The organism is Pedobacter sp., from assembly GCF_035566355.1.
Classification (GTDB): domain Bacteria; phylum Bacteroidota; class Bacteroidia; order Sphingobacteriales; family Sphingobacteriaceae; genus Pedobacter.
Genome location: NZ_DATMRL010000091.1, coordinates 1 through 22,353, shown reverse-complemented (window position 1 = coordinate 22,353; position 22,353 = coordinate 1). Strand labels below are relative to the sequence as shown.

Here is a 22,353-nt window from a genome sequence, read left to right as displayed (position 1 = left end):
CTGCAGGTACGCGCTGCACTTTTTCATGCAGGTGCAGGTCAGATCGCTAATTACAGCGAATGCAGCTTTAATGCCGAGGGGTATGGTACATTTAAGGGGAGCCAGGATACCAATCCTTTTGTTGGAGAAAGGGGTGTACAGCATCAGGAGCATGAAGTCCGGATAGAAACGATCTTCAGAACCCAGGATGAACGCAAGGTATTGGTCGCTTTGCTGGAGAACCATCCTTATGAAGAGGTGGCTTACGATATTTATCCGCTGGAAAATAAACTGGATAACGTTGGTGCCGGTATGGTGGGCTGGCTGGAAGAAGGGATGGAAGCCGATGATTTTTTGAATTACCTCAAATACAGTATGAATGTAAAGGTGATCCGACACACCAGGCCCTTGCCGAAAAAAATCAGGAGAGTAGCCGTATGTGGTGGTGCCGGGAGTTTTTTACTGGGAGATGCCATCGCGGCGAATGCGGATGTCTTCATTACCGGAGATTTCAAATACCACGAATTTTTTGATGCGGATAAGAAATTGATGATTGCTGATATAGGACATTTTGAAAGTGAACAATTTACTTCCAATTTGCTGCAGGACATTATTCTGGAAAAATTTCCGGAATTCTCTGTCCGTTTGGCGGAACACTGTACCAATCCGGTTCATTATTTCTTTTAGTCTTGTCGGGAGACTTGTGCAGGGATCTCTAAAAGATTTAGGAACAGCGATCACATGGAGACTTTAAGATAGCAAATCGCAGATTAATAGCAAATTGTATAGATGAAAGTAAAAATAATACTTATCTTTGCAAGCTTTAGCAACAGATCATCAAGAACGGCGGCTTTTTTAAAGCAAAGATGCCGGCCGTAATTTGACATCTTGTAAAGGCTGAGAGGCTGTTAAATCATTGATAATTAGTTAAATATAATTATACCCATAAATTATTTCATTTAATGGAACAAACTGTAGAGCAGAAGCTAAAAGCTTTATACGAATTACAAACCCTTCATACTAAAATTGATAAAATACGCCAGATTCGTGGTGAGTTACCAATGGAGGTTGCTGATTTAGAGGATGAGGTTGCCGGATTGGAGACCCGTATTCAGAAGTTTAAAGGCGAACTGGATGATACTGAAGATGCTATTGTAACGCGTAAAAATATGATCAAGGAGGCACAAAACCTGATCAAGAAATACGAAACGCAGTTAAAGGATGTTAAAAATAATCGTGAATACGATGCTTTGACTAAAGAAGTGGAGATCCAGTCTTTAGAAATACAGGTATGTGAGAAAAAGATCCGTGAGCACGGATTTGAGATCGCGCAAAAAACTGAAGTTTACGAAAAAGCGCTTGCTGACCTGGAATCCAGAAGAAAAGATCTGGATATCAAAAAAGGAGAGTTGGAAACCATTACTGCAGAAACTGAAAAAGAAGAGCAGGCTCTAACTAAAAAATCTGAAAAAGCAGAAACTCAAATTGAAGACCGTTTGCTGATCGCTTACAAGAGATTGAGAAGCAATGCGAATAATGGTTTGGCGGTAGTGACTATTGACAGGGATTCTTGTTCAGGTTGCTTTAACCAGATTCCACCTCAGCGTCAGCTGGATATCCGTCAGCGCAAGAAAATTATTGTTTGCGAGCACTGTGGAAGAATCCTGGTAGATGAGGCTTTGACTCATGAACTGGCAGAACAACAATAAGCGGTTTTAAAAGAAATACAGAACGGTCAGGTGTTTATCTGGCCGTTTTTTTTGGCCTAAATTTTGGGTTGTTTGAAAAATAATAAAATAACAGATGAAACATAATGCTGAATGCAGGCGTTAACTGTTTTTGTATTTAACTTGATCTATCTATGTATAAAAAGGGGTTACCCGTTTGTTTGTTCCTGGCTTTTATGCTGCTTTTTCCGTTAAAAGGCTTTTCTAACTTTGATTTTAATGCCAATTGCTTAAAGGCATATAAAAACATATTTGATCTTAAATTAAATGCAGCGCGGCAACTCGTTGCTGCGGAAAAGGCTGTACATCCAGATAATTCCATTGTTCCCTTGCTGGAAAATTACATCGATTATTTTTACCTGATCACGACGGAAAGCAGGTCAGATTTTGACCGCCTTAAAGATTATAAATCAGACAGGCTGGATAAAATTGAAGACGATAAGGATAGAAATTCGCCTTATTATCTCTATGCACAGGCAGAAATCAATTTACAATGGGCGTTGTTGCGAGGGAAATTTGGTGAATATTTTACAGCAGCGAGAGAGATAAAGAGGGCTAATTCCTTATTGGCTGACAATAGTAAAAAATTTCCGGCCTTTCAGCTGAATCAGAAAGGTTTGGGCTTAATCAATGCTTTCCTGGGAAATTTGCCCGATGGCATGCTAAAAAGTACATTATCTACTTTTGGCGTCAAAGGAAATCTGAATACCGGGATTTCAATGCTTGATAAATTGGCGGAACAGCTTCCTAAAACCACTTATCAGCCTTTTTATGAAGAGGTTGTTTTTTATTACGCTTATGTGCTGAGCGATATTGCCCATAGTCCCGAAGCGTATAGCAGGACAATGAAATACACGGAAAAGATCAGTGATACCAGTTTGCTGAAATCTTATCTTCAGGCCTATGTGTGTATCAGAAATGGTCATAACGATCAGGCAATAGAAATTCTTGCTGGCAAGCCTTCTGGGGCAGCTTATTCTTCCTTTCCTTATCTGGACCTGCTTATGGGAACAGCTAAACTCAATAAGCTGGATTACTCGGCAGGAATATATTTTAATAAATTCCTGCAGCAAAATAAAGGCGTTAATTACATTAAAGATGCCAACCTTCATTTGGCATGGCTTTCCTTATTAAAAGGGGATACAGGAGCTTATTCCGGCTTTACATCCAAAGTTAAAAGCGGGGGCTATACTTATATGGACAAAGATAAGCAAGCACTTAATGAAGCTGCGGCACCTGCGCCCACACCGGAGCTACTTAAGGCCCGGCTTCTTTTCGATGGGGGTTATTTAACCAAAGCATCGGAAGTTCTTTCTGCTATTAAATCAGACAATATGACAGCAAAGAACAAAACGGAGTTTTATTACCGTAAGGGAAGGGTCAATGATGAATTGGGTAAAGATGATGAGGCGCTGGCCGATTATCAAAATGCAATCAATTCCGGGAGGAGCTTAAAATATTATTTTGCAGCCAATTCTGCCTTACTTATGGGAAAGATCTATGAGAAAAAGCACAATGCTGTTAAAGCCAAAGCGAGCTACAATATGGCCATTTCAATGAAAGACCATGAATATGAAAGCAGTATTGAGTCGCAAGCGAAACAGGGCTTAAAGCGAACCGGAAATTAGAAACGATAAATAAAAGCATTGATGTGCATACCTGCGCCTACAGAAGCAAATACAGCATATTGACCTTTTTTAATCCCATAATCTTTGACCAGTCCCTTAGCAACCAGATCCAAGAGTGTCGGAATTGTAGCTACGGAACTGTTGCCCAGCCAGGAGATTGTCATAGGCACCAGATTTTCTGGAACTTTATCCTGGTTGTATAATTTAAACAGACGTTTCATGATGGCATTGTCCATTTTACCATTGGCCTGGTGAATAAATACGATATTAATATCCAGGATGTCAATTCCAGCTTTATCGATGGCTGTTTTGATCACCTGGGGCACATAGGTCACCGCAAATTCATACAATTTTCTGCCATTCATTTTCAGATAGGCGTTTTCATTGCAGGCGTCGGGATTATGGCTTCTTCCCATCACCAGTAAAGAGCCATAGTCTACGGCATAGGTTTGGGTCTTGTGAGAAATAAGTCCTATGGGCTCTGCTGAAGGCCTGGCTTCATAAATGACTGCGCCTGCACCGTCAGAGAAAATCATGCTGTCTCTGTCGTGTGCATCAATGATCCTGGAAAGGGTTTCCGCTCCGATAACCATCACTCTTTTTGCATCCCCGCTTTTGATCAGGGCATTCGCCTGGATAGATCCTTGTACCCAGCCTGGACAGCCGAAAATCAAATCATAGGCTACGCAATCCGGATTTTTAATATCCAGGGCCTGCTTAACTTTTGCAGCAAGTGCAGGAAGCATGTCCATGCGGTTGCTGTTGAGCTTAATGTCACCAAAATTATGGCAAAATATGATATAATCCAGGCTTTCCTTGTCTATAGAAGCATCGTCTATAGCCCTTTGGGCAGCAATTGTGGCAATGTTGCTGCTTACTTGTGCAGGGTCAGCATAACGTCTCTCATTGATCTCAGTGATTTCAGAAAATTTTGAGATAATTTCTGCATTTCCTTTGTCCAGAATAAGGCCATTTTCATAAAAAGTGGAGTCCAAAAAGGCATCTCCTGACACAACGTGATCAGGAATAAAACTTCCTGTACCTAAAATTACGGAATACAAATTCATCTCAATATTACTCATCTCATACCGTATACCGTTTAGGTATACAGTATAAAAATAGGATTAATTACTTAAACTACAAATTTTAATTGAATTCGTCAATCAAAAAAACAAACAACTCTTTAGGGCCGTGGGCACCCAGAACCAATGTTTTTTCAATATCTGCCGTACGGCTTGGGCCAGTGATTGTACTGATCATAGACGGGATCTGTGCTCCATATTTATTCTTAATCAGTGCAAAGGCATCTTTAAGATCGGGCACGAGTTGACCGGTTCTGGCAATTACAATATGGTGATGGGGAAATATACTAAGCCTTCTCCCCGCGGCATTTTGGTTAGAAACCATTACAGAGCCATTTCTAGCAATCAAGGCCTCGCAAAGTGTAAGGCCAACTTCGGCCATTTCAAAGTCCTTATCGGTCTTATAAAAAGGAAATTCAAATTGGGTTAATAATTCCTGTAATTCAGGTTCCCAGCAATAGATTTTTCTCCAGTTAAATTTATCTGCAAGATCCAGGATGTTCTCTATGAAATCCATTCCATTTTCACAGAAAATAAAATGTCCGGATACAGCGGTAAGCTGTTCGGCAAACTGAACTTCCAGGAGTTCTTCCTCTTTTTTATATAGTGGAGTTTCTTCTAAATTTGGATAAGGATGATCTCTTTTTTCAAGGAGTGCTTTCCTGATTTTCTTTAGCATTAACTCTTTTGAAGAGATATTTTCTTGCATAGGTTTTTGATTTGCTGCCGTCCGTTGAAGAACGGCAGCTTACCATAAATTAGTTATTCTCTTCTGGTTGTACAGTTTTTGCTGTTGCAGAAGGGTCAGTGGTTTCGCCAACACCATCGTGTACCAAACCTTTGGCTGCTGGTGTCTGATCTCCGGTTCCATTAACGAATTCGTCATAGGTGGTACGGTTATCAAATGGACGTTTGCCCAGGATCTCTTCCAGATCTGCCTGAAATAAGATTTCTTTCTCCAGTAATTTCTGAGCCAGTTTCTCTAAACCATCTCTTTTTTCGATCAGCAATTGCTTGGTTCTGTCGTATACAGCTGCAATCAGGATGCGAACTTCATTATCAATGATTTCTGATGTCTTTTCAGAATAAGGCTTGTTGAAGTTATATTCTGTTTGAGGATCGTGAAAAGATACATTTCCAACAACAGCATTCATACCATAAATGGTTACCATTGCATAGGAAAGCTTGGTGATCCGCTCCAGGTCATTCTGGGCACCGGTGGAGATTTTTCCAAAAACAATGTCTTCGGCAACTCTTCCACCCATAGTCATACACATACCGTCAGTTAATTGCTCTGTTGTATACAAGAATTGTTCTTTTGGCAGATATTGAGCATAACCAAGTGCAGCAATACCACGAGGAACAATAGATACCTTAACCAATGGGTCTGCATGTTCCAGGAACCAGCCTGCAATAGCGTGCCCGGCCTCATGATAAGCCACAATTTTCTTTTCTTCAGGAGAGATGATCTTGTTTTTCTTCTCAAGACCACCGATAACACGATCAATGGCGTCCTGGAAGTCTTGCATGTCTACCTTTGTTTTATTGCGTCTGGCAGCAATTAAGGCAGCCTCGTTACAAACATTGGCAATTTCTGCTCCGGCAAAGCCAGGTGTTTGCGCCGAAAGTTTTTTGGCATCCACTTCTTCTGAAGTTTTAATTGGCTTTAAGTGCACTTTGAAAATCTGTTCACGGCCAACCAGATCGGGTTTATCTATAGAGATCTGCCTGTCAAACCTTCCCGGTCTGAGGAGAGCAGAATCTAAAACGTCCGGACGGTTCGTGGCTGCCAGGATAATGATACCAGAATCCGTACCAAATCCATCCATTTCCACCAACAGCTGGTTTAATGTGTTCTCCCGTTCATCGTTTCCACCCATCATGCTGTTTTTGCCCCTTGCACGGCCAATAGCGTCTACCTCGTCAATAAAGATGATACAAGGAGCTTTATCTTTGGCTTGTTTAAATAAATCACGTACACGGGAAGCACCAACACCAACAAACATTTCCACAAAGTCTGAACCGGAAAGAGAGAAGAAAGGTACTTGCGCCTCACCTGCAACGGCTTTAGCCAATAAGGTTTTACCTGTTCCGGGAGAACCAACCAATAAGGCCCCTTTCGGTATTTTACCACCCAGATTAGAGTATTTTTTTGGATTTTTAAGGAAATCTACGATTTCCATTACTTCTTGTTTGGCTTCTTCCAGACCGGCAACATCATTGAAGGTGACATTAACCTGGCTTTCTTTATCAAAGAGGGTTGCTTTAGATTTTCCAATATTGAAGATCTGACCGCCGCCGCCGCCGGCACCACCGCCCATACGACGCATAATGAAGATCCAGAAGCCTATGAATAAGAGTACCGGAATGATGACGGTAAAGAACCAGGAATTAAAGGTGCTTTGTCTGGTTTCCTTAACAGCAAGAATACGCTGATTTTCAGGGATATCTTTTTGAGATTCTTTCAACTGCGCATCCAGACCGTCCATAGAACCTGCAGTAAAATATACAGTTGGACCTTCGGCTGCGCCAAAGTTATTTTTGGTACGGTACTGATCGTATTTGCTTTCTTTAACCCGGTCTTTTTTGATAAAGACGTCTGCCCGGACCAGGTCCTCGTATTTGTAAGCAACAATTTTTTCTACATCACCTGGTTTCAGCATTTCGCTTTCAAAGGTTTGATATGGGACCGGCTTGCTGGTATCAGTATTGAACAGGAATTGAAGTAAGATCAATCCCAGAATTATAGCAGCATAAACCCAGAAGATGTTAAACTTGGAACCCTTTTGAGGTTTTTTTGGAATATTGGGTATCCTTTTAATCAACTTGGGTTTTGTATTTTCTTTCTCTTTCATCATGGATTCAAAATGTTTTAATTAAAATTAGGCGCTTTGATAAGAAGTAGACTGTGCATCGCCCCATAGGTCTTCAATCCCAAAGAAATCTCTTTTCTCGGTTTTAAAGATATGAACTACGATGTCAAAATAATCCAGAATGATCCATTCTGCATTCTCGAACCCTTCTTTACGCCATGGGTCGGTTTGGGTGTTTGTATAGATTTCCTTTTCTACACTGTCGGCAATCGCTTTGACCTGAGTAGAAGAATCTGCATTACATATGATAAAATAATCTGAAACGGAGCTGTTGAGGTTTCTTAAATCCAGACGTACGATGTCATTCCCTTTTTTTTCCTGTATACCATGTACAGCCAATTCGGATAGGTATGTAGAAAGGTTTCCTATTTTCTTTTTTACCATTAAAATGTTTTAGTTTTGATAAACAACAAATATAATCAACACTTGCAAAATAACACTTTTTCAACATTATTTGTTGGTCAAAATCTTATCAAATTATCAGAGGTTGATTCTACCAATAACTTTTTAAAAGAATTGGTGTCAAAATCCGAGCCATTACCAGAAGGAACTGTAATTATGGCAGATAATCAGTATGCAGGAAGAGGCCAGCAACAGAACATTTGGCATACAGAGCCTGGAAAGAACCTTACTTTCAGCGTGTATTTGAAGCCAAGCTTCCTGAATATACCGCAGCAGTTCCTGCTCAATATGGCCATAAGCATCGCCGTTAATGAGGCCTTAACTAATTTGTTAGGCAGTGGGGTCAGTATTAAGTGGCCGAATGATATTTATTATAAGGATCTTAAACTAGGAGGGATGCTCATTGAGAATATGATTACCGGAAGCCGGTTTAAATCTGGTATTATCGGGATTGGTTTAAATGTAAACCAACAGCATTTCGCACCGCATTTAAATGGTAAGGCGACATCTGTTTATCAAATTTTACATAAAGATGTTAGTTTAAAAATGCTATTAACAGACATTTGCAGTCATATTGAAAGTAATTACCTGAAATTAAAGGCAGCAGATTACCTTTATCTCCGGAACGCTTATCATAAGAGACTGTACAGATATCATGAACAGCATAAGTACAGACATAATGGCGAAGTATTTTTTGCAAGCATACAGGGGGTAAGAGATACCGGGATGCTGGTCTTGCTGGAGGGAGAAACAGAAAAGGAATATAATTTTAAGGAAATAGAATTTTTAAATTGAAAAAACGTTAAGTAAAAACAAACCACACACAATGAAAAGAATCACATTAATACTTAGTTTTTTAGTGCTTTCGGTTTTTGCTGCATCAGCTCAGATCGAAAACCCGGTAAAATGGTCTTATGGACAAAAAAAGATCAGTAAGACAGAAGCCATTGTTTTTATTAAAGCAAGCATCGAAGATGGATGGCATATTTATTCTCAAAATGTAAAAGATGGTGGCCCTGTAAAAACATCCATTACTTTTGCCCCTTCTAAAGATTATGTAAAGGTTGGAACGACTTCGGAGCCAAAACCAGTTACTAAATTTGAGAAATCATTCGATATGAATGTAAGCTATTTTGAAAAACAAGTTATCTTTCAGCAAAAAGTGAAGCTGAACAAACCTTCTGCAACCGTCAAAGGAAAAGTAGAATTTATGGTTTGTAACGATAGCAAATGTTTGCCTCCGACAGAAGTGGAGTTCAGCGTTCAGGTAAAATAGATTATATCTGTTATAGAAATTGAAGAGCGCAACCCTCCGGAGGCGCTCTTTTTATTTTTTATCCGGATAAAAATTATCGTTAAATTCACAGCCTTGATACAATGTAATCATCATGTGCAGCAGTACACAAATCGCTATGTGTAAATTTGGTAGCAGATGATTGCTTCATAACCTTTAAAATTTATACTGATGAAAAAATTAATACTGGTTTTAGGAGTCATATTTTCGCTTAGCCTGGTGAATTCCGGGCGGAGCTTTGCGCTGATGCCGCAGCAGGATACGACAATCAATGCCGATGATATAGAATTTACGGAAATAGGTTCTTCTGCAGACAGCGCTAAAAATGACCTGAAGAAAGAGGTTGCCAAAGCTGATACCGTAAAAAAAGAAGAAGCGGTAGCTCCCGCAGGAAAAACGATACCCGCAGCAGGTCAGACAGAAAAAGAAAAGACACTCTGGGAAACGTTTATCGCAGGGTTGTTTGGTGGGTTTCTGGCTTTTCTAATGCCTTGTATCTTTCCTATGGTCCCGTTAACCATCAGTTACTTCACAAAAAGATCGGGAAGCAAACAAAAGGGAATAGGACAAGCCCTGATCTATGGACTTTCTATTATTGTGATTTATGTTGCCTTTGGTTTGCTGATCACCGCCCTTTTCGGCTCAGCAGGACTAAATGCATTCAGCAGCAGCGGCTGGTTTAATTTCCTGTTCTTTATTTTGCTTGTGGTGTTTGCGGTATCTTTTTTTGGTGCTTTCGAAATTACCCTGCCAAGCGCTATTGTTAATAAGATAGATCAGAAAGCAGATGACAGCAAAGGTTTAGGCGGTATTTTCTTTATGGCAGCCTCACTGGCACTGGTTTCTTTCTCCTGTACAGGACCAATTATTGGAACCCTGCTGGTTCAAGCCAGCTCCAAAGGTGAAATCCTTGCTCCTGCAGTTGGAATGTTTGGATTTGCCCTGGCGCTTGCGCTTCCTTTTACTTTATCCGCAGTATTTCCTGGCTTTTTAAGCAGTATGCCAAAATCAGGGGGCTGGCTGAATAGTGTTAAAGTATGTCTGGGTTTCCTGGAACTTGCACTTGCCTTGAAGTTTCTTTCTGCTGCTGATCTGGCCTGGCATTGGGAATGGTTTGACCGGGAAATATTTTTGGTATTGTGGATTGTGATTTTTGTTTTGATGGGGATTTATATTTTAGGGAAGATCAAATTTTCTCATGACAGTGATGTTCCTTATGTGTCCGTACCACGACTTTTCTTTGCCATCATTTCACTTTCTTTTGCCATGTACCTGGTTCCTGGTTTATGGGGAGCGCCGGTGAATATTTTAAGTGGGATTGCGCCGCCAATGAATACACAGGATTTTATTTTAACTGGAGGCGGTTCAAATGCGCCGGGTCCGGTATCTGCTGATTTTCCAACTAAGGTAAAACACAGTGAGTTTCTAAAACCCCCTGTTGGTTTCCATCCTTTCTTTGATCTGGATGAAGGGCTTGAATATGCTAAAAAGGTGAATAAGCCCATTCTGATAGACTTTACGGGCCATGCGTGTGTAAACTGTCGTAAAATGGAGGATAAAGTTTGGATCGATAAAGAGGTAGGCAGATTAATTCGTGATGAATATGTGCTGATCCAGTTGTATGTGGATGAAAGAAATGTAAAAATGCCAAAGGAAAAGGTGCATTATTCAACCATTCTAAAGCATGACACAGATGATCTGGGCTGGTGGAACGGCGATTTCCAGGCTACAAAATACAATACCAACTCTCAGCCCTTTTATGTTTTAGCCGGACCGGATTTAAATCCTTTGGTTACGCCTAAAGGTGCTATATTTGACGCTAAAGAATATGCTGCATATTTGCAGAGCGGACTCGATAAATTTAAAGCAGGGAAATAAGGTTTAAATGAATAAGATTAAAAATATAGGTGTATTGACTTCCGGAGGTGATGCTCCGGGTATGAATGCTGCCATAAGGGCAGTTGTTAGAGCCGCAATTTACTATGACTTGGAAGTTACCGGGATACTCCGGGGTTATGAAGGTCTTATCAATGGTGATTTCATATCCATGGACAGAAAATCTGTGGCAAATATCATTCAACGTGGGGGGACGATCCTTAAAACCGCAAGAAGCGATGCCTTTCGCACTTTTGAGGGTCGTAAAACCGCCCATGAACAATTGATGAAGCAGGGTATCGACGCTTTGATTGTAATTGGCGGAGACGGAACATTCACTGGTGCCAATTTATTTTCCCAGGAGTTTGGATACCCGATCATTGGTTTGCCCGGAACCATTGATAATGACCTGGCGGGAACAGATTTTACCATTGGCTATGATACAGCAATCAATACCGTCATTAATGCAGTTGATAAGATTCGTGATACAGCGGAATCCCATGACCGTTTGTTCATTGTAGAGGTGATGGGCAGAGACTCCGGTCTTATTGCGCTCAGAAGTGGGATTGGTGTAGGTGCTGAAGCCATTCTGATCCCGGAAGCTAAAACCGGGATTGAAGGATTGATCACCAGATTGGAGCATGGACGTAAAGATAAAGCCTCAAAAATTATAATTGTTGCAGAGGGGGATGAAATTGGTGGAGGCTTTAATGTTGGGGAAGTGCTTAAAGAAAAATTTCCTGCTTATGATATCCGGGTTTCCGTTTTGGGCCATATTCAAAGAGGTGGTAAACCTAGTTGTATGGATAGGGTTTTGGCCAGCCGGTTTGGAGTTTCTGCAGTAGAGGGCCTCTTACATGGTAAGTCGGGAGAGATGGTTGGACAAATCAACAGAGAGATTGTATTTACGCCTTTTAGTCATGCAATTAAACACATCAATGCAGAAGAAATCAGCCCTGCCTGGTTAAAACTCGTAGAGATATTATCATTATAAATTATAAAAGAAAAGGGCTCTAATGCCCTTTTCTTTTATTCTATAATCACTGCAGTACCCGTTGCCGCTACCATAAGCATGCTTCCTCCGCTGCCCACAGTCTCATAATCCAGATCGACGCCAATAATTGCATTTGCACCAAGAGCTGCCGCATATTGTTGCATTTCATTAACAGCTGTGTCTTTACCTTCCCTTAAAACCTGTTCGTAAGAGCCGGAACGACCGCCAACGATATCCCGGATGCCGGCAAAGAGATCCTTAAAAATATTTGCCCCGATAATGGTTTCGCCGGAAACCAGGCCAACATATTTGACTATTTTTTTTCCTTCAATGGTATTTGTGGTTGTAATTAACATATTAATCTCGTTTAAAATAAGACACCTGAATATTAAAATTATTACACAATTTAGGGAAAATCATTCGGTGTTTCAGTGTTAAATCATCTTTGAGAAATAATTTTTATTTAAAATGGCAGCTGTTTTTCGATTTGCATCTTGCTTATCATTAGTATTTTACTTACTTTTGCAGCCCCGCAAGCATAAAGCTCCGGGAACTATGTTGAATACATAAACTAAGATCAAAAATGGCAACTAAAATCAGATTGCAAAGATTCGGTAAAAAAGGAAAACCTTTTTTCCACGTAGTGGTAGCGGATTCCCGTTCACCAAGAGATGGTAAATTTATTGAGCGTTTAGGTTCTTATAACCCAAACACCAATCCTGCAACCATTGAAATTAACTTTGAAAAATCATTGGACTGGGTAAACAAAGGTGCTGAGCCTACGGATACTTGTCGCGCTATCCTTTCTTACAAAGGTGTTTTATACAAAAAACACTTAGAAGGTGGTGTTAAAAAAGGTGCATTAACAGCAGAGCAGGCAGAAGCTAAATTTGCAGAGTGGTTAAGCGCTAAAGATGGTAAAATTGAAGGTAAAAAAGATAACTTGACTAAATCTAAAGATGAAGTTAAGAAAGCTGCTTTAGCTGCAGAAGCTAAGAAAAATGCTGATCGTGCTGCTGCAATTGCTGCAAAAAATGCACCAGTAGAAGAAGTAGTAGAAGAGCCGGTTGCTGAAGAAGCAACTGAAGAAACTCCTGCTGCAGAAACTGCAACTGAAGAGAACAACGAAGAAGCATAGTATTTTTGTTATTCTAAAGGATAGCGAAGGGTTCATTCATCATTGGAGGCCCTTCGCTATTTTTATTTAATACATTTTAGTCAGGCCAACCGGCTTTATACAGGAACAATGAAAGCAGAAGAAGCATTTTATATAGGATACATTACCAAAACAAAAGGATTGAAAGGAGAGGTTCAGTTGTATTTTGAATATGATGAACCGGAATTGCTGGATCTTGACGTCGTATTTGCCGAGATTAACGGTAAAATGGTTCCTTTTTTTATTTCGTCCTATAAGTTGCAACCCAACAATACCGGTAATTTCTTTTTTGACGATGTCGATCATATTGACAAGGCACAGCCATTATTAAGAAAAAAGATTTATATCCCATTATCTAAAGTCCCTGAAAGAGAGGACGAAGATTTTCACTATAATGACCTGAAAGGCTATATCGTTTCAGATGAAACACAAGGGGAACTTGGCGAGATCATAGAAGTTAATGAATACCCTCAGCAATTTGTAGCGACCATTTCTTATCAAAATAAGGAGGTTTTGTTTCCTTTAAATGAAGATATGATCCTGGAAATTGATGAAGAGCGTCAAACCCTGCTGATCGATCTTCCGGAAGGCCTGTTAGACATTTACCTTAATAATTAATCTCATGCGTTTCGATATCATTTCTGTTCTCCCTGGCTTACTGGAAAGCCCTTTTGCTCATTCTATTCTTCAAAGAGCACAGAAGAAGGGTATTGCTGAAATTGTGGTACATAACCTGCGGGATTATGCAAGCAATAAGCAAAAAAGTGTTGATGACTATCCGTATGGAGGTGGATCTGGTATGGTGATGGGTATCGAACCCTTTGCTAAATGCATTGAAGCGCTCAAAAAAGAACGGGAATATGATGAGGTGATCTTTATGAGTCCTGATGGGGAAACACTTAATCAGAATATCGCCAATGAACTTTCGATAAGAAAAAATGTGATCATTCTTTGCGGCCACTATAAAGGGATAGACCAACGGATCCGGGATATTTTTGTGACCAGGGAAATCTCTATAGGAGATTATGTGCTCTCTGGTGGGGAGTTGCCTGCTGCTGTGCTGGTTGACGCTATTGTGCGGCTTATTCCTGGTGTCCTGAACGACGAAACCTCTGCTTTATCAGATAGTTTTCAAGGGGATCTTCTGGATGCCCCGGTATATACCAGGCCAGCAGACTGGAATGGACACAAAGTACCCGATATTCTGTTGAGTGGCCATGAAGCTAAAATTAACGAATGGCGTTATGAACAGGCGCTTGCCCGTACAAAAAAACGACGTCCGGATTTGCTGGCAGACTAAAACTACCTACTGAGCAAAGTAATTATCTTTTCTTTGTCTTTTATCTGATCTTTGAGGGCTGCGATCATTTCCTTGCAGACCTTAAGCTCTCTTTTCATACTTCCATATTCCGGCTCTTCTTCAGCCATATTACCTGATTCTTTCAGTGAATGAACATCATGTTCCTGTTCGAAGAAATAAGATGGAGAAACCTCAAGTATTCTGGACATTAAAATAATGTCGTTATATTTAATAGACCCCCTAACCAAACTCAATTTTAATCCATCGAACGTTTTCTCCATTTCTACTGCCAGCCAGCTTAATGAGCGGTTCTTTGCTTTTAAAATTTCGTCTACGATTAATTTTATCTCCATAAAAAATTAGTTGTTCTCTGTTCTGTAACGAAAATATTTAGTATATTTACGATAAAATTTTATGATTTAAAACACAAAATTCTGTTAAAAATAAACAAATTACTTAACTAAACCATTAAAAAGTATGAGCGAGATTATCTGGAAGTATAAAGTCAATAGTCACCTTGAGAAATTGACGGTCAAAGAATATAAAGCCGCGCTTCGGATTATTCCTGAGGTTTTAGATGTTGCTGTAAATACGTTTCACAATTACCGGAAGATCAAATTACACGATACACAGGATATCCCTTACGAGAAATTGAAAATGCTGGAAATTTTGTTTGGGGTCAAACCCGGTGAACTGGAAAATTTTACCATTACCGGAGAACCGCTTAAAGCATTAATCAAAAAAGGGAAATACTGATGAATTATGGAAGAGCTTAAGAAATACAGGATCACGGAATACCTGGAAAATCTGCCGGCCAAAGATTACAGCCAGGCACTTAAGATTCTACAGTCGGTACTCAATGTATCCCTGAACACAATTTATTGCTGGCGTGAGATTAAAATAGGGGATAAAACGGATATTCCTCATGAAAAGGTAAGCTTGCTTGAGGCTTTATTTGAGATGGAACCAGGAGGGCTTTCCAATACCTCCTGCAAAGTGGGGACTTTAAAAGAACTGTTGAAGAAGGCGAGGAATGAAACTTCCTGAAGACCTGAATCCTGTAGCTTATTTGTGGAAATGTCAAAGAATGTGGAAAAAAATAAAAATCCCTTTTATTTCTAAAATAATTTTCCTAATATTGCAGTCCGATTTTTAAACAACAGAAAGTCGGCTTAATAGCTTAAAATCATGGATTTAGTAAAATTTGTTGAAGAGCAGGTAATCGTAAAAAATGAATTTCCTGCATTCAAATCAGGAGATACAGTGAGTGTTCACTATAAAATTCGCGAAGGTAATAAGGAACGTATCCAAATTTATCAAGGCGTAGTGTTACAACGTAATAGCGTAGGTGCTAATGAAACGTTTACAGTTCGTAAAATGTCAAATGGTGTAGGAGTGGAACGTATCTTCCCTGTTAACTCGCCAAATATTGATAAGGTTGAAGTGAACAGCCATGGTAAAGTGCGCAGAGCTAAATTGTTCTACCTGCGTGAACTTACCGGTAAAGCTGCCCGTATTAAATCCAAAAGAGTTTAATTTACTCTTCAAAAATAGAATAGCCTTCCCGATATTATCGGGGAGGTTTTTTTGTTTGCTTTAAAAGAAGAGGGGGTTAATACGGAAAGATCCGCATATAAAAAAGGCGCAAATCAGTTTGCGCCTTTTTTATATGTGATTTGAAGGACAAGCGCTTTATCGCGCTTGTCCTATCTAAGATAACTCGCCCAATACTGTAATTCCGCCTTTAACCACCTGGTTCAGCTCCAGGTTAACTTTAGTACCCAGGGGCAGGAAAATATCCACTCTCGATCCGAATTTAATAAATCCGAACTCTTTGCTTTGTTCTACCTGATCACCTTCTTTAACATACCATACGATTCTTCTGGCTAATGCACCGGCAATCTGTCTAAATAATACAGGAGTCCCGTTTGCATGCTCTACAACGACTGTAGTCCGCTCGTTTTCTGTAGAGGATTTAGGGTTCCATGCGGCTAAATACTTGCCTGGATGGTATTTGAAAAATTTAACGACACCAGAGATCGGGTTCCTGTTGATGTGAACGTTTACCGGGGACATAAAAATAGACACCTGCAGCCTTCTGTCTTTAAAGTATTCTCCTTCTTCCGTTTCCTCTATGACCACTACTTTACCATCGGCAGGACAAATAATGGACTGATCGTTCCTGGTAAATGCACGGCTGGGGTTTCTGAAAAACTGCAGCACAATTACAAAAAGAGCAAAAGAAAAGATATAAATGAACCACCGCAGCCAGGTCAGGTCTGCATACCTGTAGTCTATAAAAGCATTTAAAACAAAAATAAACAGTAAGGTAACTGCGATTGTTGTATAACCTTCTTTATGTATCGTCATTGGTTAAAAATTTTTTTTGCAAAATTGGTAAAATTATCTGACCTCTATGCATATCACGGGGAGAAAAGATAAAATGCCGGATGATTAGTTAGTCAGTTGCGCGGTAAATATGCGTTAAATTTCTTCCTAAGCCATTATAATCCAGTCCATAGCCTACAACAAATTCATTGGGGATCTCAAAGCCAACATATTCGAGTTCTTTTATCGGTTCGAGTAATGCGGCAGGTTTAAATAATAATGAACATATTTTTACTGAGGCAGGACTCTGCTGATAGACCTTTTCCAGGATGAACTTTAAGGTATGTCCGGTATCCACAATATCTTCTACGATAATTACATCGCGGTTGTGTAATGTATCCGGTAAACCAAAGGCTTCTTTCACCTCGCCGCTGGTTGAAGTACCTTTGTAAGAGGAAACCCGTATAAAGCCGACCTCACAAGGAATGTTCAGCTCTTTAATCAAGTCTGCCATAAAAAGAAAACTGCCGTTCAGCACCCCAATAATAATGGGGCAGCGATTTTCATAATCCACGTTGAGCTGGATACCAATCAATCTGGTACGTTTACTGATCTGGTCGTTTTCCAGCAGGATCTCAAACTCTTTATCTTCTACTTGAACAGTATGCTTCATTAGTGTATTGCAAGGCTATCCGCCGTTCTTTTTTAGTTTCTCCAGTTCTTTTTCCAGCCTTCGCTGCTCCCGTCTTTCCTGTCTGAGCTGTTTCTTCGTTTTCTGAAGAGTATCTGTTTTGGAAGATGATCTGGATGTCGTGTCTTTATCTTTTTTTGACCCGAATATACGATCAAATAAACTTTTAGATTCGTCATGAGTTTCAATGGCAGGCATTGGGTCATCATTATCATAAGCGGTCGTATCTACTTTGGTAGAATCCGGCAACAGGTATTGTCTTAAGCCTTCCCGGAGCCTTACATTATAGAACCCGTATCCACTGGTGTCTGATGGAGTAAGTCCTCGCCGGGCCATGATATTACCCATATATTTAAAATATGGATACAGGTAATCCTTAAGGCCACCGTCTCCACGGAATTTAAACAAGGCAATTTTTGGTCTGGGAACAATATTGGCCAGAAAAATTCCCTCGCCTATACTTAAAGAAGCAGGTGTTTTGCCAAAATAATATCTGGAGGCTTCGCCTATACCATAAATGTTTTTGCCCATTTCTATAATGTTGAAATAGACCTCCAGCATCCTTTGTTTACTAACCAGGTGATTGTTTTCAATGAGCCATACAATCAGGATCTCCTCTGCTTTCCGGGCAAGGGTTTTGTTCCTGCTCAGAAATACATTTTTAACCAGCTGCATAGAAATGGTACTTCCGCCCCGAACAAATTTCTTTTCTTTAAAGTTCACCGCGAAAGATTTACGTATGGACTCCATCACAAATCCCTTATGGGTAAAAAAGGAAGGATCCTCTGCGGTCAGCAAGGCATTTTTAAAATTACTGGATACTTCAGATAGAGGGGTGTAATTTGAATTGGAAGGGCCAATGGTAATGTCACGCATCGGTTTTCCATATTCATAAGGCGTATAAACGAAAGTACTGTTGATCTTCTGCAGGTTTGTTTTACCCCAGCCGGTAATGCGGAAATTTACAGGTGTCAAAGTAGAATTGAACTTTACGCTGTCTGGTATAGAAGTATCCAGGTAGAAATTAAGGTCATATTTTACTTTTCCACTCACTTTTAAGCCTTCCAGGGATTCAAATAAACCTTCTGGAAAGCCATTGAGAATGCCCTGAGCCTCCTGTTCATCTGCATGTACTTTTACCTCGTAGATCTTATGCGGAGACAAGGTATACTTTAAGAAAGGGTGGAAAGTTGCATTTTTCAAATGAACTGTCGAGGTACTGTCCAGGGCTGCATAATTCTTTCCAAACAGAACTTCTGCATCAATCCTCGCATCAGGAACAACGATGTCGTTAGCGGCGATCTTAGGGTGGTTGATCAGCAGGTTTTTCACTGACCAGGAACCTCTGATCCGGAAAGCATCTCCGCTGTAATCTGCATCTTTGAGCTCTGTCCGGATGGTATCAAAGCTCAGTTTCGCATTTAGTTTTTTGTTCAGGTAAGGAAGTTCAACCTTTTTGCCTTCGGCAAAGAAAGATACATCCATTTGTTTCTTCCCAGGCTTAACTACTCCGTTCACGTGCCAGATGGCCTCTTTATTGTTCACCACAATGGTTGATTTGAGGTCTCCGTTATCAATCGTAGCCGTGGTGGTCAAAAACCGGAGCTTGCTGGTGTCGTTATCATTGAACTGCAGCAGGAGGTCGCGGATTTTCATGTCATCAGGAATCTTGTACAAGACCTGATTCAGCAGGTTGTGCGCCAGGTCTCCCAGGTCCAGCTTAGATTTGTTTTCTGTACTGTCTTTCTTTTTCCTTTTGAGTATAAAATCCAGATTGGTCAGTGAATCCCTGCGGACAACCGTAATTTTTCCGGCATTCAAGTTCACTTCAGAAAGCTTCACATTACCAAACAGCAGCGGAAAAAGCTTAACACCAATGGTCATGTCGGAAACTGTAGATAGGGTATCTCTATCCTTCGGGACCACCGAAATATTGGTCATATGTACTGTGCTTAAGCCGCTGAAGCCTGCTGAACCTATTTTAATCTCCAGGCCATAATCTTTGTCGGCCTTGCTGATGGCCTTGGCCATCATTTTTTTAAGCAGTTCAGCTCTTTTGCTGTAAGCAATGGAGCCGGCGATGATGAGGATGACCAAAATCCCTCCCAACACCCATGCGCCAATTTTTATATATTTCTTGGGAACCTTGATTTGCGGTAAATGCATGCTGTAATATAGATGTTTATTGCTTAAACGTTAAACACAAATGTTTATTTCGTGTTAAAATTACGCTTAAAAACCCTAAAATCAATTAATTGTACAGGGGTTTTGTTAATTTTGAATAATGATAATTACAAACGAACAAGTTTTGAAGGCGCTTAGCCATGTGGAAGATCCTGATCTTAAAAAAGATCTGGTTACGCTCAACATGATTAAGGACCTGAAAATAGACGATAAAAATATAAGCTTTACCTTAGAACTGACTACACCTGCCTGTCCTTTAAAAGACATGCTGAAGAATGCCTGTATCAATGCGGTAAAGCATTTTGTGGCGCAGGACGCAGAGGTGCAGATCAACATTACTTCCAGGGTAACCAAGCCTGCAGACAGTACACAATTGAGTGCTATCCGAAACATCATCCTGGTATCTTCGGGAAAAGGAGGGGTTGGTAAATCAACGGTAGCCAGTAACCTGGCTGTTTCCCTGGCTGCAAATGGTGCGAAAACCGGTCTGATCGATGCTGATATTTACGGGCCTTCGGTTCCTACCATGTTTGGGCTTACTGGCGCCAAACCAGGAGCAAGGGAAACAGAAGACGGCAAAACGCTGATCATGCCGATAGAAAAATATGGCATCAAATTATTGTCGCTTGGTTTCTTCGCAGATCCGGATCAGCCGGTGCCATGGCGGGGGCCTATGGCTTCCAACGCGGTAAAGCAATTGTTCAACGACGCAGACTGGGGAGAGCTGGATTATCTGATCGTAGACCTTCCTCCGGGTACAGGAGATATTCACATCACCATTACTCAGAGTTTTCCAATTGCCGGGGCTGTTATTGTAACCACCCCGCAACAGGTTGCCCTGGCAGACACCAGAAAAGGGCTGGCGATGTTCAAAATGCCGGGAATCAATATTCCGGTATTGGGCGTGATTGAAAATATGGCTTATTTTACGCCGGATGAACTGCCTGAAAATAAATATTATATCTTTGGAAAAGATGGCGGAAAAGTACTTGCAGAATCCTTTGGAGTACCTTTCCTTGGTGAGATCCCGATTGTTCAAAGCATAACCGAAGGCGGTGACAGCGGTGCTCCGGTAGCCCTGAACAAAGAAAGCATCCTTTCGGCAACGTTTTCTGAAATTGCCGGGAAAGTAGCACAGCAGGTGGCGATTAATAATGCACAGCCGGTTTTTGCTAAATAATTAGTATTTTTATATTTAAGATTAGAAAAAGATAAACACAGATGAATTTAACAGAGCAAGTAGAACAGGCATTAGAAACCATCCGCCCTTATTTAATTGCAGATGGAGGGGATGTTGCTATAGATGAAATTACATCAGATAAAGTGGTGAAATTGAAGTTGTTAGGGAATTGTGGTTCATGCAAAATGAGCTTTATGACCATGAAGGCCGGGATTGAACAGGCAATTATGAAAGCTGTTCCGGAAATCACCTCGGTGGTTGCCATCAACCTGGCAGAACCCGTATAAATCTTTTAACACAATTTAACCATCGCTTGGCGTAATTACCGCTACTTTTGTAATATGAAGTACGTATTCACTTTTTTGCTGACCTTTTTTGTGATCAGTGCCTTTGCTCAACAGCAGGAGCCTGCGCGCAAAAGACTGATTCAATTTTCCGGAATCATTACTGATGTGGACAGCAACAGAGTTGTGCCCTATGTAACGGTGACCAATATGAATACCCGGGAACAGCGTTCCGCAAATTATAAAGGTTACTTTTCTTTTGTGGCGCATCCGGGCGATACCATTGATTATACAGCCGTAGGTTTCACCAAGGCTCAGGTGATCATTCCTGAAGACCTTAAAGAAGAGAAATATACCGCCTTGGTTAAAATGAAGGCAGAGATCATTTATCTCCCTACAGTAAGGGTATACCCATGGGCAACAGTAGAGGAATTCACGAAAGATTTCCTTTCTATGAAGATTGCAGATGATGATGTAGAAATTGCCAGGAAGAACCTGTCTTCAAAAAGTATAGGTGGAATGATGGTGACCCTTCCCAGGGATGCGGGTGAAATATCCGGTCTGAACTGGCGCTTAAACCACGATAGGTCCCTTAATAAAAATATGGTGCAAACCAATCCGCTGCTGAATCCATTTGCCTGGGGTAAGCTGATGCAGCAAATCTTTAGCGGAGATAAAACAAGGAAAGAAGATGAAAACTAAGGTTCTCATCTTCTTTTAGTTCTATAATCTATCTCTTTTTATTTTGTTTAGGGAAACGCATTTTGTAGTCGGTCCTCACGTTTCCTTTGGAAATGGAATCCAGTTTGGACTTTAGCATGGTTTTTCTTAGAATGCTCAGTTTGTCGGTAAACAATTTTCCTTCAATATGATCATATTCATGCTGGATCACGCGGGCAGGCATACCCGTTACCTCGTCCTCATGTTCTACCCAGTTTTCATCCAGGTATTTAATGCGGATGTTGGGCTTGCGCATCACATCCTCTCGGATATCAGGAATGCTTAAGCAGCCTTCGTTAAAAGCCCAGGGTTCGCCGGTCTCTTCCAGGATCTCTGCGTTGATAAAAACCTTTTTGTAACCTTTTTTCTCGTCTTCGTCTGCACCGGTATCTACAATAAACATGCGAATAGGCAGGCCAATCTGGGGCGCTGCTAATCCAACTCCACTGGCAGCATACATGGTATCAAACATATTGCTGATGAGTTGTTGTAAATCTGGGTAAGTCTCTTCAATATCTACACAGACTTTTCTTAAAACCGGATCGCCATAGGCTACAATTGGTAACTTCATGTTGCAAAAATACAAATATTACCCTAAAGGATAAAAAGTTAGGGCACTAAGATTCTTTTCGTTCAGGATTTCATTGGTGATATCA

The 22,353-nt window shown here is 40.6% G+C and carries 26 protein-coding genes; 16 read left to right on the top strand and 10 right to left on the bottom strand.

Going from position 1 to position 22,353, the window contains the following annotated elements; genetic code table 11:
• The 3 genes from VNZ46_RS03605 to VNZ46_RS03595 all read left to right on the top strand — a co-directional run.
• A partial coding sequence (locus VNZ46_RS03605) for a YqfO family protein (protein WP_325558718.1) occupies positions 1–666 on the top strand: 666 nt, incomplete at its 5' end.
• A gap of 275 nt (positions 667–941) precedes the next feature.
• A complete protein-coding gene (locus VNZ46_RS03600; protein ID WP_325558717.1) occupies positions 942–1,688 on the top strand; it encodes a zinc ribbon domain-containing protein in 747 nt (248 codons plus the stop codon).
• 152 nt (positions 1,689–1,840) lie between these two features.
• Positions 1,841–3,334 carry a tetratricopeptide repeat protein gene (locus VNZ46_RS03595; protein WP_325558716.1) on the top strand — a complete coding sequence of 498 codons (1,494 nt, stop codon included), beginning with the start codon at positions 1,841–1,843 and terminating at the stop codon, positions 3,332–3,334.
• Here the strand turns inward: VNZ46_RS03595 and VNZ46_RS03590 are convergent.
• From VNZ46_RS03590 to rsfS, 4 genes are all read right to left on the bottom strand, one after another.
• A complete protein-coding gene (locus VNZ46_RS03590) occupies positions 3,331–4,416 on the bottom strand; it encodes a ketoacyl-ACP synthase III (protein ID WP_325558715.1) in 1,086 nt (361 codons plus the stop codon). The genes VNZ46_RS03595 and VNZ46_RS03590 overlap by 4 nt on opposite strands.
• A 64-nt stretch (positions 4,417–4,480) precedes the next feature.
• Positions 4,481–5,125, bottom strand: coding sequence for a lactate utilization protein (locus VNZ46_RS03585; RefSeq protein ID WP_325558714.1), 645 nt, complete (start codon positions 5,123–5,125; stop codon positions 4,481–4,483).
• Positions 5,126–5,174: 49 nt separating this feature from the next.
• The gene (gene ftsH, locus VNZ46_RS03580) at positions 5,175–7,271 is read right to left on the bottom strand and encodes an ATP-dependent zinc metalloprotease FtsH (RefSeq protein WP_325558719.1); all 2,097 of its coding nucleotides are present in this window, start codon (positions 7,269–7,271) and stop codon (positions 5,175–5,177) included.
• 27 nt (positions 7,272–7,298) lie between these two features.
• A complete protein-coding gene (gene rsfS / locus VNZ46_RS03575; RefSeq protein ID WP_108551366.1) occupies positions 7,299–7,673 on the bottom strand; it encodes a ribosome silencing factor in 375 nt (124 codons plus the stop codon).
• A gap of 15 nt (positions 7,674–7,688) precedes the next feature.
• Between rsfS and VNZ46_RS03570 the strand changes: the two genes are divergently transcribed.
• The 4 genes from VNZ46_RS03570 to pfkA all read left to right on the top strand — a co-directional run bounded on the left by VNZ46_RS03570 (position 7,689) and on the right by pfkA (position 11,854).
• Positions 7,689–8,486 carry a biotin--[acetyl-CoA-carboxylase] ligase gene (locus tag VNZ46_RS03570; protein ID WP_325558713.1) on the top strand — a complete coding sequence of 266 codons (798 nt, stop codon included), beginning with the start codon at positions 7,689–7,691 and terminating at the stop codon, positions 8,484–8,486.
• Between the two features lie 31 nt (positions 8,487–8,517).
• Positions 8,518–8,967, top strand: a complete 450-nt coding sequence (locus VNZ46_RS03565) for a protein-disulfide reductase DsbD domain-containing protein (RefSeq protein ID WP_133779043.1) — start codon at positions 8,518–8,520, stop codon at positions 8,965–8,967.
• Between the two features lie 189 nt (positions 8,968–9,156).
• Entirely contained in the window at positions 9,157–10,863 is a 1,707-nt protein-coding gene (locus tag VNZ46_RS03560) for a protein-disulfide reductase DsbD family protein (protein ID WP_325558711.1), read from the top strand.
• A gap of 7 nt (positions 10,864–10,870) precedes the next feature.
• Positions 10,871–11,854, top strand: coding sequence for a 6-phosphofructokinase (gene pfkA, locus VNZ46_RS03555; RefSeq protein WP_325558710.1), 984 nt, complete (start codon positions 10,871–10,873; stop codon positions 11,852–11,854).
• Between the two features lie 35 nt (positions 11,855–11,889).
• Here the strand turns inward: pfkA and VNZ46_RS03550 are convergent, their stop codons facing one another.
• Entirely contained in the window at positions 11,890–12,210 is a 321-nt protein-coding gene (locus VNZ46_RS03550; protein ID WP_110828362.1) for a heavy metal-binding domain-containing protein, read from the bottom strand.
• 227 nt (positions 12,211–12,437) lie between these two features.
• Here VNZ46_RS03550 and VNZ46_RS03545 point away from each other — a divergent pair, with 227 nt between their 5' ends.
• From VNZ46_RS03545 to trmD, 3 genes are all read left to right on the top strand, one after another.
• The gene (locus tag VNZ46_RS03545; protein ID WP_325558709.1) at positions 12,438–12,992 is read left to right on the top strand and encodes a 30S ribosomal protein S16; all 555 of its coding nucleotides are present in this window, start codon (positions 12,438–12,440) and stop codon (positions 12,990–12,992) included.
• A gap of 108 nt (positions 12,993–13,100) precedes the next feature.
• The gene (gene rimM, locus VNZ46_RS03540; RefSeq protein WP_133779039.1) at positions 13,101–13,628 is read left to right on the top strand and encodes a ribosome maturation factor RimM; all 528 of its coding nucleotides are present in this window, start codon (positions 13,101–13,103) and stop codon (positions 13,626–13,628) included.
• A gap of 4 nt (positions 13,629–13,632) precedes the next feature.
• Positions 13,633–14,310 carry a tRNA (guanosine(37)-N1)-methyltransferase TrmD gene (gene trmD / locus VNZ46_RS03535; RefSeq protein WP_108555360.1) on the top strand — a complete coding sequence of 226 codons (678 nt, stop codon included), beginning with the start codon at positions 13,633–13,635 and terminating at the stop codon, positions 14,308–14,310.
• Positions 14,311–14,312: 2 nt separating this feature from the next.
• Here the strand turns inward: trmD and VNZ46_RS03530 are convergent, their stop codons facing one another.
• Positions 14,313–14,663 carry a hypothetical protein gene (locus VNZ46_RS03530; protein ID WP_316834104.1) on the bottom strand — a complete coding sequence of 117 codons (351 nt, stop codon included), beginning with the start codon at positions 14,661–14,663 and terminating at the stop codon, positions 14,313–14,315.
• 124 nt (positions 14,664–14,787) lie between these two features.
• Here VNZ46_RS03530 and VNZ46_RS03525 point away from each other — a divergent pair, with 124 nt between their 5' ends.
• From VNZ46_RS03525 to rplS, 3 genes are all read left to right on the top strand, one after another.
• Positions 14,788–15,066 carry a hypothetical protein gene (locus VNZ46_RS03525; RefSeq protein WP_325558708.1) on the top strand — a complete coding sequence of 93 codons (279 nt, stop codon included), beginning with the start codon at positions 14,788–14,790 and terminating at the stop codon, positions 15,064–15,066.
• A gap of 6 nt (positions 15,067–15,072) precedes the next feature.
• A complete protein-coding gene (locus VNZ46_RS03520) occupies positions 15,073–15,357 on the top strand; it encodes a hypothetical protein (protein ID WP_325558707.1) in 285 nt (94 codons plus the stop codon).
• Positions 15,358–15,498: 141 nt separating this feature from the next.
• A complete protein-coding gene (rplS, locus tag VNZ46_RS03515) occupies positions 15,499–15,846 on the top strand; it encodes a 50S ribosomal protein L19 (RefSeq protein ID WP_108553273.1) in 348 nt (115 codons plus the stop codon).
• Positions 15,847–16,020: 174 nt separating this feature from the next.
• Here the strand turns inward: rplS and VNZ46_RS03510 are convergent, their stop codons facing one another.
• From VNZ46_RS03510 to VNZ46_RS03500, 3 genes are all read right to left on the bottom strand, one after another.
• Positions 16,021–16,680, bottom strand: coding sequence for a phosphatidylserine decarboxylase family protein (locus tag VNZ46_RS03510; protein WP_316834106.1), 660 nt, complete (start codon positions 16,678–16,680; stop codon positions 16,021–16,023).
• 88 nt (positions 16,681–16,768) lie between these two features.
• Entirely contained in the window at positions 16,769–17,311 is a 543-nt protein-coding gene (gene hpt / locus VNZ46_RS03505) for a hypoxanthine phosphoribosyltransferase (protein WP_325558705.1), read from the bottom strand.
• A gap of 15 nt (positions 17,312–17,326) precedes the next feature.
• Complete coding sequence (locus VNZ46_RS03500; RefSeq protein ID WP_325558703.1) at positions 17,327–19,495, bottom strand: biosynthetic peptidoglycan transglycosylase; 2,169 nt, start codon at positions 19,493–19,495, stop codon at positions 17,327–17,329.
• Positions 19,496–19,613: 118 nt separating this feature from the next.
• Between VNZ46_RS03500 and VNZ46_RS03495 the strand changes: the two genes are divergently transcribed.
• Genes VNZ46_RS03495 through VNZ46_RS03485 form a run of 3 tightly spaced genes read left to right on the top strand, consistent with a single transcriptional unit; the run spans position 19,614 to position 21,679 of the window.
• Complete coding sequence (locus VNZ46_RS03495; RefSeq protein ID WP_208300841.1) at positions 19,614–20,693, top strand: Mrp/NBP35 family ATP-binding protein; 1,080 nt, start codon at positions 19,614–19,616, stop codon at positions 20,691–20,693.
• Between the two features lie 41 nt (positions 20,694–20,734).
• Positions 20,735–20,980: a NifU family protein gene (locus VNZ46_RS03490; protein ID WP_108553269.1), complete on the top strand. Its 246-nt coding sequence runs from the start codon at positions 20,735–20,737 to the stop codon at positions 20,978–20,980.
• A gap of 54 nt (positions 20,981–21,034) precedes the next feature.
• Entirely contained in the window at positions 21,035–21,679 is a 645-nt protein-coding gene (locus VNZ46_RS03485; protein ID WP_325558700.1) for a hypothetical protein, read from the top strand.
• Positions 21,680–21,707: 28 nt separating this feature from the next.
• On the opposite strand, the gene def is transcribed toward VNZ46_RS03485, so the two are convergent.
• Positions 21,708–22,268, bottom strand: coding sequence for a peptide deformylase (gene def / locus VNZ46_RS03480; protein WP_133779030.1), 561 nt, complete (start codon positions 22,266–22,268; stop codon positions 21,708–21,710).
• Between the last annotated feature and the right edge of the window lie 85 nt (positions 22,269–22,353).